Genomic DNA, 13,372 nt, shown 5'->3' with positions numbered 1-13,372 from the left:
ATCATGCAGTTCAATTTACTTTCCTATGACATTCAGTTGATATAATTATCTGAATTTTGAAATGGGAGAGGGGTCAATCAATTTGAAAAAAATAGTTCAGCGCTGGATCTCAGTCGCCATTGTGTCAGCAATGTTTGTGCAATCCTTGTGGGTTTTAGCGGGGACAGGCTATGCAGCGGCAGATTCGACGAATACCGATAATCTGGCGGAGAACATAGTAATTAGCCATTTTTATGGAGGGAAAAAAGACGATGTTCTCGACGTGTACTCTAGCGATTTTGTTGAATTATTTAATCCTACGTCGAAGCCTATTTCATTAAACGGCTGGTCTTTACAATTCGCTGATAACCAAAAAAACAACTGGAAGATAGCAAATTTAGGTGCACCGACAGCACAGATTCCTGCTTACGGTTATTATTTGGTCGCGCTGGGCAGCAACGGAAATGTCGGAGCACAATTGCCACAAGCAGATGCCGTTGAGGGATCTTTTAAACTAGGGAATAACAGCGGTAAACTTGCTCTACTGAATACGAACCAAAAATTGACCGACAACGACCCGATGAAAGATTCGCTAAAGGATAATGTAGTGGATTTTGTTGGGTACGATGCGGTGGATGCTTTTTGGGGAAGTCCAGCACCGCAGGCTGGCAAGCAAAATACGATGCAGCGCTTGGTGTTCGATCCATTGGAGCCTACGTCCAACCTGACCTCGGCGTCCTTCCCGAATAGCGGGAATAACTGGGATACAAAGAATAACGGAAAAGATTTTGAAAAAGTCAAAGGTGCAAAGGCTCGTAATTCCAGCAGCCCAGCGGCGTATGCCTTTTTAGAAAATAATCAGACGGTACAGATGAAGTCCAGCTCTGCCGTGGATTCAGATCATAATACTATTATTCTGAAAGCCTTCAACGCTGTTCTAAAACAAGGAGCATGGGCTTCAGGGGATTTCAACGTAATCGGTCTTCCAGCAGGCTTTTCTGCCTCGGCAGCCGCTAGTGGTGAACAAATCACAATTACGATATCTGGAGATGGCTCTGGCAATGTAGAGTCTGATGCCAATCTAACGTTTAATATTCTTCCTGGAGCCTGGAATCAGGGCAACAAGCCAACTGAACCTGTGACCGTTTATCAAAAGACAAATACAGTGACATTGGCTAAGTTTACACCTTCCAATAAAATCGTAGCTCCTCCAGATTCCTCCACGATCCCTATGAGCAGTGCAAAGGATATGAACGCACTTCTACGGTTGAAACTTAACGCCGGGACTGCGGTTGATGGCACCCTAAGTGCAAATGCTTATAGCGTGGTTGGCCTTCCTGCTGGAGATTGGAAGATTACGGCTGAAGGACAAAGCAGTAGTAATACGATCACTATTTCCATTTCCGGTACAGCAGCATCAGCTGTTATGGATACAGTGCCGCTTAATGTGACTTTGAAGCCGCAAGCTGTGCAGGATAGCGGTTGGGTAGAATCTGACGCTATAGGAATTTCTATACTGCGCTATAGTCAGCCTGTTCTTTCTGACGAAGCTCGGAAGCAAGTGGTTGAGCAAAGAATAATAGCGGACAATACCGGGTTTAATGATCCTGTCACCAAGGAATATAAATACGGAAGCAATGCAATGGGAGCTAATGCGTACACCTTTTTACGTGGTACGAATTCATTGTTCAAGTCCGATCAGGCGAATCATCTCATTCCCTCTCCAGACTCGATTATCGCGGGGTGGAAAGATAAGGATATTCTAACCTACACGCAAGGTGATGCCCATATTCAGAATGTGGGAACCTTCAATGACAGCACGGAAACGATGGTATTTAGTCTGAATGATGTTGACTCTGCGGGAATTGGCAGTTTTTATGATGACCTGATTCGTTTTGTAACGAGCATTTATGTCGTGAAGTATGATAAGGACAGTTCAGGCATTGCTAATCTGCAGGACGCCGATTTTCGAGAGGTATCTGCAAAATTCCTGGAGACATACAAAGACACGTTAACAGAAATTAATAATGACAACAGTAAGAAAATTACCAAGCTAACCAAAAGTAACGTTACAGCCTATACTAAAACAGTTATGGACAGTGCTTCAAAGGTATCTTACGCTGAGGCTTTGCAAAAATTGCTCAGTAAACGTGCATTGAATGGAAAACTCAACATAGCCGGAAATTCGGATAAGTTTGAACTCGCGACTGAAGCAGAAACAACATCCTTGCACACAGATTGGGAAAATTACAAGGCTCAAGTCAGAGGGGATTTCCCGAATTTAACCGACGAGCAATTTGATGCTTATTTTACCATCAAGGATATCGTGCGCCGCATCCATCAGGGGATTGGCAGCATCGGAGTCGAGCGCTATAACGTGCTGATTGAAGGTGGGAGCGGGGCGAACACGGACGATATTTTGCTTGATGTGAAAGAGCAGACACGTGATGCCTACCTCTCCAAAGATGCGTATATTAAAACTGCGGTAGATCCTGATGTTTATCTGGGTGTACTGGAAGCTTCCAGCCGTTCTTATCTGATCCGGGAGGTATCGCCATTTAAGGGAGATTACACGGATAAACCATTCAAGAACAAAGATGAACTGGAACAATATTTGATTGATGCGGCAAAAGCTTATGCTTATACGGATTCTCGTTTGGACAAGGTATCCGACGAGTTGAACTACAAATTTGAAGAGCGTTTTGTGACGAATGTACTTCCAGTATGGAGCGATCTTAAGAACTTTATTCTGAATGCTGCCGAGGATTATTCACATCAGGTGGTAGCAGACTTTGCACTAGTCCAAAGTGATATGCTAGCAGGCACGCTGATTGATGTTTCGACGCTGGATGACTTGACTGTTCAGACAGGTACTTTATCACCGTCATTCGCTGCTGGAATCACCGAATATACTGTTACGGTAGATCACTCCGTCGAGTCTATTGAGCTTATGGCGAAGGCTACCGATGCTAAAGCGGAGTTAACTGCTCAAGGACAATCCTATGCCAACGGAACCGGAATATCCTTTGAGCTGTCAGTTGGAGCAATTGAAATACCGTTTGCGGTGACGGCACGAGACGGCTCTACCAAGACCTATACCGTGATCGTGACAAGATCTGCCGCAGAAGAAGCGAGCGGCAGTACAGATTTGAGTGCATTGACATTGTCTAGCGGCACGCTGAGCCCTGCCTTTGGGTCGGAAATCACCGAGTATTCTGCGCATGTGGACAATGAAATAGCAAGCATTACAGTAACAGCAAGTGTATATGACAGCTCTGCTTCCTTCACCGTAAACGGTACTCCGGCAGTGAATGGGCAAGCAAGCGGGACGATTAGTTTGAATGTTGGCAGCAATGTCATTCCGATTGTAGTGACCTCATCAGACGGTATCAGCAATACGTACACTGTGATTGTGACCAGAGCTGAAGCTGCTACAACGCAACCAACGGAGCCCTCTAATCCATCGACTTCGACAGGAGGGACGGATCAGGTTAATCCTTCGGTCAATAGCGGAACAGTTCCGGCAAACGGTGGTGTACTAACTTTGAACGGAGTCAAAATTAATGTTCCGGCTGGAGCTATGGATAACGGGATTACGATAACTGTAACTAAACTAGAAGACACCGTTAACCTGTTCTCCGGATCTGACTTGAAATTGCTGGGTGATATTTATGAGATCATCAAGAACAAGGAAGGGGATTTTGCTAAAGCGATTACGATCACACTGCCTTTTGACAAGACAAAAGTAGACTTTAACAAATCCATTGTAGGTTTGTACTGGTTGAACGAGCAAACGAAAAAATGGGTTCATCTGGACAATCTGCAAGTGGATCAGGAAAGTGGAACAGTGTCGGGAACGGTAACTCATTTCACAAAATTTGCCGTTCTGGTCTCTGAAAAAACAGTGGCTCCGAGCCCTTCACCGGATGTGGATTTCGTAGATATCAAAGGACATTGGGCTGAAATAAGCATCAGAGACCTGGTTAAACTAGGTGCGATCAATGGCTACCCGGACAATACATTTAAACCGGATAGCAAGATTACAAGAGCCGAATTCGTATCGATAATTGTCAAAGCCTTCGGGCTTCAGGCCGATGTTGGTAAAGTGTTTGGCGACACGAAGACGCATTGGGCTAATGAAGCCATTGCAACAGCGGCAGCACTGGGCGTTGTTAATGGCTATAACAATGGCAACTTTGGACCAGATGAGATCGTAACTCGTGAACAGGTTGCGACAATAGTCGTTCGCGCAGCGCAGCTCGTAGAAACAGATATGAGTATGAACTTCTCAGATAGTGCAAAGGTCTCCACCTGGGCTCGACCTGCGCTAGGAGCAGCTATTGCCGAGGGACTTCTCGAGGGTTATACAGATGGTACATTGAAACCGCAAGGCAGTACTACTCGTGCTGAAGCCGCAACCATCATTCTGAGAGCACTAACTTTAAAAAAGTAAATTCAGATTAGAAAAAGGCTGTTTCCCTGCAGGTATTCACCTGTAAGGAAACAGCCTTTATTAATGATTTGAGTCTTCACGAAGAGAAGAGCAGCTTATTGAATAGAGGCTGCATAAATTGCTTCTACAGATTTAGATAGGAGCGCGTTAAACTCATCGTTTGACTGCCCGGCACTTAGTCCTTGCGATAAAGCACGCGAGAAGCTGGCGATTAATCCTTGATTGTGGGCGAGCTTATCGTTGGCCTCAGCCTGTGTGTATCCACCGGACAATGCAACAATTCTCAAAACGTGAGGATCCTCCATTAATTCGCGGTAGAAGTTATTTTCTGTGGGGATGGAGAGCTTCAGCATGACCTTCACATCTTTGCCCAGCTTAGACAATTGAGCTGAAAGTTCTGCTTTTAACAGCTTTTCCGAAGCTGTTTTATCAGCGGTGTGGATATCGACCTCCGGTTCGATAATCGGAACCAGCCCCGCTTCTAAAATTTGCTTGCCGACTTCAAACTGTTGTTCAACCACTTTTTTGATGCCGGAAGGATTGGCCTCTTTGATCACCGAGCGCATTTTCGTCCCGAAAATATGTCGTTCGTTGGCACGCTGCAAAAGGTCACTTAAGCCGGGAATTGGCTTCATGAGCTGTACCCCGTCTTCTGGGTCGGCGAGTCCTTTATCGATTTTTAGAAAGGGTACAATGCCTTTTTCCTCCCAGAGATAATCAGCAGTATATTTCCCGTCAATGAGACGATCCATAGTGTTCTCAAATAAGATGGCACCCAGTATATACTTTGAATCAAATGCAGGGCTCTTGATAATGCGCGTTCTCATCTCGTGAACCAATTCGTACATTTGATCTTCATTGGAGTAACTGTCTTCTGTAACACCGTATTGCAGCAGCGCTTTTGGTGTGCTACCACCACTTTGGTCCAAGGCCGCTATAAAACCCTGTCCCGTCCGAATCCGATCCCATTGCTTCATATTCATGAAAAAATCTCCTTCCTTTCGTGAACTGAATGGATATTCATATTCTCTTTAATTATAACACCTAATATACTGGCCCTAAACAAGAGGCGAGTGAACCAGTGTGGTTACCTTCTAACATGAGCTGGACTCAATCATTGAAATTAGGTCATCTGAGTCCGATCCAATCTCGGCTTGGCTATGCGGGAATATAATGTTACGCCAAGGTCATTCAAAGTGCTTACAAAGTGCAGATACACGAAATTGTGATGATGCCAACGTGGTAAACTTCGATCGGCATTAATCCACTAATCTCTTCGAAGCATTCTCTGATAATGTTCCTCGAAACGTTCTCTTTTTATGCTCATTTCCCAAAATCGAGAACAAATAGCAATTCCCTTTCACGATGTCATTCATCCCAAAATGATTAAATACTTTAAGTTAGTTTGGAAATACGAGGGAGATTGAGTAAATGTAGCGACTGGAAATTTTATTCTTGTTACAAAGCGGCTGTGGTGATGGTTTTTGAAATTGGAAAGCGTGAGTTCAGATTCGCTAAAGCCGCGTTGGGCTTAAGATTTTCCTTTAATGAATGAGAATACCCGAGTAATTTAATACGAATAATCCAATAAGATTTTCTTTGTGACATTAATCATAATTACCATTTCTTAGCTTTGTGAAAATAATAACTTTTCGTAAATGTCAAAATGAGGTTGACGTATGAAAATATCAGTCGTATGATTGATTCTACTGAGTATGTTAGTAATTAAAAGTAAGTATATAAATAATATATAACAACAGGAGGAATGAAAGTGGAATCATCAACATTTGTGCTATTCGGCGCTACAGGAGATTTGGCAAAACGTAAAATCTATCCTGCACTATATAACCTCTTTTTAGATGGTCAAATTTCAGGTCCTCTTTCCGTGATTGGATTAGGAAGAAGAGAAGTTTCAAACGAAGCCTTCCGTAAGCAAGTACTGCAATCCTTACAGACGTTTTCTAGACAACCAGCGGTTGATTCACCGCAATTGCAGGTGTTCTTGGAGGCTTTTGAATATAGCGTTCTAGATGTAGGGAATACAGAAGATTACTTGAAGCTGCTGGAGCATGTACAACGTCGTGAGCAGCTATTCAATATTCCGGAGAACCGGATGTTCTATTTGTCAGTGGGTCCTGAGTTTTTCAAGGAAATCGCAGCTAATATTCACTCAAGTGGTCTGGGTTCTACGAAAGGCTGGAAACGTCTGATCATTGAGAAGCCTTTTGGTACAGATTTGAAATCAGCTAGAGAGCTGAATGATAGCTTGAATGCTGTATTTACTGAAGAAGAAATCTTCCGGATTGACCACTTCCTAGGTAAACCGATGGTTCAGAACTTGGAAGTCCTGAAGTATTCTAATCCAGTGCTAAGAGCGCTGTGGAAAAATAGATATATTGCGAATGTTCAAATTACGGCGAGTGAGACTGTCGGTGTTGAAGAACGGGCAGGCTATTATGATAAAGCTGGCGCACTTCGTGATATGTTCCAGAATCATATGCTGCAGTTGATGATGATGATGGCGATGCAGCTTCCTAAGGGCAGTACACCTGAAGAAATCCGCGGGAAGAAAATTTACGTCATGGAGCATCTCATTCCAATTAGCAAAGATGAGGTTAATAAACATGTTGTCCGTGGACAATATACAGAAGGTGAAATTAAAGGGAATGCTGTGGCAGGTTATCTGAATGAGCCGGGAATTAATCAATCCTCGCAAAATGAAACATTTATCGCAGCGCGTCTATTTATAGATGATCCGCTATGGAATGATGTACCCTTCTACGTTCGTACTGGGAAGAGAATGAAGGAGAAATCCACACGAATTGTTATTGAGTTTAAAGAACCGTTTAATGATAGTAATAACTTGAATAAAGGAAATGACGTACCGAATTTACTGATTATCGAGATTGGACCGAATGAAGCCATTACGTTACAACTTAACACGAAAGATCAGCTGCAAAAAGGAAAGCTTGAGCCTGTCCGCGCTACTTATGAAGCGGGTACCTCTGATGTTCCGGAAGCCTACGAGAATCTAATCTTCGATGCGCTTCGTGGAGATGCTACCTTCTTTGCGCACTGGAGAGAAGTTGAACTGTCTTGGCAATGGGTTACACCTATCCAAGAGGCAATGGAAGAGGGGCTTATGCCACTTCACACATATGCTTCAGGTTCTTATGGTCCAGATGCGGCTATGGAGCTATTAGGTGAAGATCGCTGGTGGTTCGATGAGGCAGCTGAGCAGTCAGAAGAACTCACAGCTCAGGCTGAAGTTGCAGCAACGCAGGAATCTATACGGCCAGGGGCGTAAGCCCCTGCCTGTTTTTTTTGAGAAAAATAGCTAATTTACATCACAAGAATCTATATATCGGAGGGGAATTATATGAAAGTAGGATTAGTTGGATTAGGAAAAATGGGCTTCAATTTGGGCCAGAATTTGCTGGATCATGGACATGAGGTTGTCGCATTTGATTTGAATGCACCTGCTGTGGAGGAAATGAAAGCTAAAGGTGCTAAAGGGGCAGTAACGCTTCCTGAGTTAGTACAACAATTGGAAACACCTAGGATTATTTGGATCATGGTTCCACATCAGGTTGTGGATTCAGTCATTGCTGAGCTTACACCTTTGTTATCTAAAGGGGATATTGTCATTGAAGCGGGGAATTCGCATTATAAAGAGTCTATTCGCCGATATGAGCAATTGAAGGAATACGGAATCAGCTTTATGGATGCAGGTACATCCGGAGGGATGGAAGGTGCGCGTAACGGAGCTTGTTACATGGTTGGCGGAGATCCAGAAGCTTGGGAGGTTGTGGAGCCCATTTTCCGTGATACGGCTGTAGAAAGCGGCTTTTTATATGCCGGTAAGGCTGGTAGCGGCCATTTCCTAAAAATGGTGCATAACGGTATCGAATACGGCATGATGGCTGCCATAGGTGAAGGCTTTGAGGTATTGGAGAAGAGTGAGTTTGATTACAACTTTGAGGAAGTCGCTCGGGTATGGAATCATGGCTCCGTCATCCGGTCTTGGCTGATGGAACTGGTTGAACGTGCGTTCTCGAAAGATGCTAAATTGGATGAGATCAAAGGGATTATGCACTCCTCCGGTGAAGGCAGATGGACGCTCGAAACTGCATTTGATTTGCAAGCTGCAACGCCCGTAATCGCGATGGCGTTATTAATGCGCTACCGTTCTCTTGAGACGGATACCTTTACTGGCAAAGTAGTGGCTGCTCTTCGGAATGAATTTGGCGGACATGCCGTTGAAACGAAGTAACTAATGTTAATCATTAGCCCGAATTTTCTCGCAATTCATTTTGCGGTGAGATTTGGGCTTTTGTTTTGCGAAAATTAATAAATGGAGAGAATAGATCGAGTACGACTTTAATGTTAATAACATATTTTAGAATTAGATGGGGAATTTAATGATACAAGGGGGAATGAACATGCGAAGCGGAATTCATGAGAGACTTCATTTTCTGTATAAATTTCTGCATGCGCCCCGACAATTAGGAAGCGTTACTCCCAGTTCGCGCTGGCTGGCAAAAACGATGCTCAACGCCATTCCGTGGCAACAAATGCGTAATTTAGCTGAGCTGGGTGCGGGTACTGGAGCGATCACTAGGTTTATTCCAAACGAGGAAAAGACCGAGATGAACGTGCTTTTGTTTGAAAAGGATACGGATTTTCGTCAACAACTACGACTTGATTACCCTGACCGAATTTTCCATAATGATTGTTTGCGATTAAGGCTTGCGCTTCATAATAGCAGGTTGGAGAAGTTAGACTGCATTGTGAGCAGTTTGTCTTTTCGAAATTTCTCAGCCTCAGATCGGACGCTTTACATTGAACAAATTACATCCTCTTTAAAAGAGGGCGGGTGGTTTATCACGTTTGAGTATTTTCCTCAAATGAAGAAGGAATTAATGCAGCATTTTGAAATTGTGAGTGCTAAATGGGTGATGCTGAATTTCCCGCCGGCTCTTGTATATATTTGTAGAAAGAAGGCTTCTACACAAGTAAAACAGGCTGATCATACTACTTCTTCAAGGGATGTAATTTCAGTTTCCCAGGTTTATACAGAAAGATAAGGATGAGAATTCGACAAATGCCGTTACCTATAAATCGCTAGGGAACGGCGTTTTTAAATTAGGCTAAGTATGTTCTTACCCTCAGTTAAGAGAGAACCTCAATATTTTCCTCGTTCAGACGTTTCAGCCAAGCTTCAGAAGGCTTACGGTCCGTGATCAAAAAATCAATATGGCCAAGCTCAACCAGCTTTGTAAAAGCCGTCTTATCGAATTTGGTGTGATCCGCCAGGAGAACGACCTTATTGGCTTGCCGCAGCATGTACTTCTTGAGCTCGCACTCAGGTTCGTTGGAATCTGTGATCCCTCGCTCCATATCAATTCCTTTGCAACTGATCACCGCAGTATCCACATTGTATCTTTGAATGGTGTCATGGGCTACCGGTCCTACCAGTGACAACGAACGGTAACGAAGTGAACCGCCAGTAGAGATGATATCCATCCCTGAATTCGAGAACTCATGCAAAATATTAATGGAGTTTGTGATGATGGTTAGATTGTTTTTGTTGCCGAGTAATTTTAGAAATTCAAAAGCTGTTGAGCTTGGATCTACCATAAGTGTATCTCCATCATTAATTAAGTCGAGCGCTTTCAGGGCAATCCCACGTTTAATATCTGTATTCAGCGCATTACGTGTCACAAAAGGTAAGTCCTCATTCGTATGACGATTCAGCATGGCACCGCCATAGGTACGACTAAGGATGCCATCCTTCTCAAGCTTCTCCAAATCTCTGCGTATCGTCTCTTCTGTGACCTCAAACATTTTGCTTAGATCAGAAACTAGTACTCGTTTATCCTGATGGACTAGATCGATTATTTTTTTACGTCTTTCGGCTGCAAGCATAGGAATCACCTTTCCAAAGCTATATTTTACAATCATAACGTTAAATATCTGTGTTTTGCAATAAAAACAACGTATATATATCTGTATTCGCCAAAAATATTCACAAAACAGATATAAAACAAACAAAAACAACATAAATAATATTTAATGTGTTGACAACAAAGATTTCTGAGCATACGATGAAAGAGGAAAAGAAATCCTTTAAGAGTAGTCGAGTTAGGGAGATTCTAGAGCCGGCCGGGTTACGATTCAGGGGCCAGCCAGAGGCGTTATAGACGAGAAAATATACTCTAGCTTGCAGAGCAAGTGAATTAATTTGATGTTGATGAATTCACATTAGGAGGCTGGTCATAAAATGAGCACACATGTGTTTTACGTTCCATCAATCAATATTATGGGCAAGGGATGTTTGCAGGAAATTGGTCCTTACATTCAAGAACTGAATTTGAAGAAGGCACTTGTAGTCACAGACAAATTCCTAATGAAGAGCGGCATTGCCGGTAAATTGCTGGCAGTATTGGATGATGCGGGGATTGAATATGCCATCTATGATGAAGTGAAACCTAATCCGACCTGTAATAATGTTCATGACGGGGTGGATTATCTCCAAGCACAGAATTGTGACTATCTGATCTCCATCGGCGGTGGTTCGCCACAAGATACGGCCAAGGCGATTGGGATTATCGCCACGAATGGCGGTCACATCAAAGAATATGAGGGCGTACACAAGTCGAAGCATAAGTCGTTGCCGATCGTTGCAGTTAATACTACCGCTGGCACTTCAGCAGAAGTAACGATTAACTATGTAATTACAGACGAAGAACGTAAAGTGAAGATGGTAATGGTAGATAAGAACAGCATTGCTACCATCTCAGTTAATGATCCAGAGCTTATGGTAGATAAACCCGCTGCACTTACGGCAGCAACAGGAATGGACGCTTTGACGCATGCAATTGAGGCATTAGTAACGCCAGGAGCATATCCGGTAACTGACGCTACGGCACTAGCCGCAGTGGAGATTATTTTCGCTAACTTGGCCCGTACCGTGAAGAATGGCCATGATATTGAGGCTCGTGAGCAAATGGTGTATGCGATTTTCTTAGGCGGTCTTGCTTTCAATAATGCAGGTCTTGGATATGTACATGCGATGGCGCATCAGCTTGGCGGTGTATATGATCTGCCACATGGCGTATGTAACGCAATGTTGCTTCCTTATGTGGAAGAAGAGAATGCCAAATACGTACCCGAGAAATTCAGAGCTATTGCAAAAGCGATTGGATTAAACGTTGAGGATCAAACCGATAAGCAGTGCGCTGACTTTGTCATCGAGTCGATCAAAGCGTTGTCTACAGAAGTTGGAATTCCATCTAAACTATCCGAGCTTGGAGTGGAAGAGGTCGATCTTGATCTTTTAGCAGAGAACTCCATGAAGGATGCTTGTGCACCAGGTAATCCTTTTATTCCTACGAAAGAAGAAGTCATTGCACTTTTCAAAAAAATACTATAAATCATCCCTTACTATAGGAGATTCTTTATGAATAATCATATCGCCGTCGATATTGGAGCCTCTAGTGGGCGGCTAGTACGCGGAATACTTCAAGAGGGTGTTCTCACCTTAGAGGAAATTCATCGGTTTAGCAATCGTTTTACAGAACAGGAGGATTCCTGTTTCTGGGACATCGATTATTTATTCGAGCAGATCATTATAGGGCTTCAGAAAGCCAAGGCTCAAGGCATCACAGCGTGTACGCTGGGTATAGATACTTGGGCTGTAGATTATGTACTTGTGGATGCAGAGGGAAACCGTGTTCAGGAAGTTTTCGCTTATCGTGATCGTAGAACCGATCTGGCTATGGATGAGGTGGAAAAGTACATTTCAGCACAAGCCATATATGAAAAGACTGGAATCCAGAAATTATCTATCAATACGTTGTACCAGCTATATGTTCATAGTAAAGAAGAATTAGCTGAGGCAGATCAAATTCTACTCGTGCCTGATTATATGTATTACAGACTAACCGGTCGCAAAATCAATGAGGTTACTAATGCATCTACAACACAGCTGTTGAATCTGGACAGTCGAGATTTCGACGATGATCTGTTGAAATTTCTAAATATTAAGAGAGAACAGTTTGCTACATTGACTGAACCGGGAGTGGTTCTTGGTCCTCTCGACGAAGCTCTAGTACAGACTTATGATCTTCCAGATTGCCAACTGATCTGTGTAGCCACACATGATACAGCGTCTGCAGTGCTGGGTGCGCCTCTCCAAAAGGACTCCGCGTATATTAGCAGCGGTACATGGTCTTTACTGGGAGTAGAACGAACTCTGCCTCTTAATTCTATGAAGGCCATGCAGGCTAACTACACCAATGAATGGGGCGCCTACGGCTCCTACCGTTTCCTCAAAAATATTATGGGCCTTTGGCTCATCCAAGAGGTTCGCAGGCTGATGGACGGACGTTACAGCTTTGCGGAGCTAGCAGAACTTGCACAAGGAGAGGAAGGCTTCCAAAGCCTGATCTCTTGTAATGATCCAAGATTTCTCAATCCGGTAAATATGATAGATGAAATCCGTAGTGCTTGCTCAGAGAGTGGGCAGCGAGTTCCAGAAACACTGGGCCAGTTGGCCCGCTGCATTTTTGATAGCTTAGCATTATCGTACTTTACTTCCTTGGAAGGATTAGAAGAGCTGATAGAAAGCCGTATCGAGGTTCTGCAGATTGTTGGGGGAGGTGCTAACAACAGTCTGTTATGCCAACTGACTGCTGATGTTATAGGCAGAGAAGTGAAGGCTGGCCCAACGGAATCCACAGCGCTTGGAAATATAGTGGTGCAGATGATTAGCACGGGAAGCATTTCGGATATTCATGAAGCAAGAGAAATTATCGGTCAATCCTTTGAGATAAAGTCGTATACACCGCGCCCGACCGCTCATCTTGAAGACATTCTAAGTCGGTGGAAAGAGCTTCAGTTGTCCACAATACAATATCAAATCTAATTAAATTAAAC

The 13,372-nt window shown here is 43.5% G+C and carries 8 protein-coding genes; 6 read left to right on the top strand and 2 right to left on the bottom strand.

Annotation, left to right across the window (positions count from 1 at the left end; all coding sequences use genetic code 11):
- Positions 1-82: 82 nt before the first annotated feature.
- Complete coding sequence (locus R50345_RS17030) at positions 83-4,432, top strand: DUF2252 family protein (protein WP_042128485.1); 4,350 nt, start codon at positions 83-85, stop codon at positions 4,430-4,432.
- Between the two features lie 95 nt (positions 4,433-4,527).
- Here R50345_RS17030 and R50345_RS17025 read toward each other — a convergent pair whose 3' ends face one another.
- On the bottom strand, positions 4,528-5,415 hold the full coding sequence (locus R50345_RS17025; RefSeq protein ID WP_042128483.1) for a fructose bisphosphate aldolase: 888 nt from the start codon (positions 5,413-5,415) through the stop codon (positions 4,528-4,530).
- Positions 5,416-6,203: 788 nt separating this feature from the next.
- Between R50345_RS17025 and zwf the strand changes: the two genes are divergently transcribed.
- The 3 genes from zwf to R50345_RS17010 all read left to right on the top strand — a co-directional run bounded on the left by zwf (position 6,204) and on the right by R50345_RS17010 (position 9,519).
- Positions 6,204-7,739, top strand: a complete 1,536-nt coding sequence (gene zwf / locus R50345_RS17020; protein ID WP_042128481.1) for a glucose-6-phosphate dehydrogenase — start codon at positions 6,204-6,206, stop codon at positions 7,737-7,739.
- A gap of 72 nt (positions 7,740-7,811) precedes the next feature.
- Entirely contained in the window at positions 7,812-8,705 is an 894-nt protein-coding gene (gnd, locus tag R50345_RS17015; protein ID WP_042128478.1) for a phosphogluconate dehydrogenase (NAD(+)-dependent, decarboxylating), read from the top strand.
- Between the two features lie 169 nt (positions 8,706-8,874).
- A complete protein-coding gene (locus R50345_RS17010) occupies positions 8,875-9,519 on the top strand; it encodes a class I SAM-dependent methyltransferase (RefSeq protein ID WP_231573795.1) in 645 nt (214 codons plus the stop codon).
- Between the two features lie 85 nt (positions 9,520-9,604).
- Here R50345_RS17010 and R50345_RS17005 read toward each other — a convergent pair whose 3' ends face one another.
- Positions 9,605-10,360: a DeoR/GlpR family DNA-binding transcription regulator gene (locus tag R50345_RS17005; protein WP_042128477.1), complete on the bottom strand. Its 756-nt coding sequence runs from the start codon at positions 10,358-10,360 to the stop codon at positions 9,605-9,607.
- A 355-nt stretch (positions 10,361-10,715) separates the two neighbouring features.
- On the opposite strand from R50345_RS17005, the gene R50345_RS17000 reads away from it, so the two are divergent.
- Together R50345_RS17000 and rhaB are read left to right on the top strand one after the other, a co-directional pair.
- Positions 10,716-11,867 (top strand): iron-containing alcohol dehydrogenase, encoded by a 1,152-nt coding sequence (locus R50345_RS17000; protein ID WP_042128475.1) that lies wholly within the window; start codon positions 10,716-10,718, stop codon positions 11,865-11,867.
- Between the two features lie 27 nt (positions 11,868-11,894).
- On the top strand, positions 11,895-13,361 hold the full coding sequence (gene rhaB / locus R50345_RS16995; RefSeq protein ID WP_042128473.1) for a rhamnulokinase: 1,467 nt from the start codon (positions 11,895-11,897) through the stop codon (positions 13,359-13,361).
- Positions 13,362-13,372 lie beyond the last annotated feature (11 nt).

The sequence above is a fragment of the Paenibacillus sp. FSL R5-0345 genome (genome assembly GCF_000758585.1).
GTDB lineage: Bacteria > Bacillota > Bacilli > Paenibacillales > Paenibacillaceae > Paenibacillus_AQ.
The sequence above is the reverse complement of the archived record's forward strand: the minus strand, read 5'-3'. Positions and strand labels throughout refer to the sequence as shown.

Bases quoted from the DNA above. Each gene is read 5' to 3' on its own strand.
- R50345_RS17025 (WP_042128483.1), bottom strand. From the start codon at position 5,415: ATGAATATGAAGCAATGGGATCGGATTCGGACGGGACAGGGTTTTATA.
- rhaB (WP_042128473.1), top strand. From the start codon at position 11,895: ATGAATAATCATATCGCCGTCGATATTGGAGCCTCTAGTGGGCGGCTA.
- R50345_RS17005 (WP_042128477.1), bottom strand. From the start codon at position 10,360: ATGCTTGCAGCCGAAAGACGTAAAAAAATAATCGATCTAGTCCATCAG.
- R50345_RS17010 (WP_231573795.1), top strand. From the start codon at position 8,875: ATGCGAAGCGGAATTCATGAGAGACTTCATTTTCTGTATAAATTTCTG.
- R50345_RS17000 (WP_042128475.1), top strand. From the start codon at position 10,716: ATGAGCACACATGTGTTTTACGTTCCATCAATCAATATTATGGGCAAG.
- gnd (WP_042128478.1), top strand. From the start codon at position 7,812: ATGAAAGTAGGATTAGTTGGATTAGGAAAAATGGGCTTCAATTTGGGC.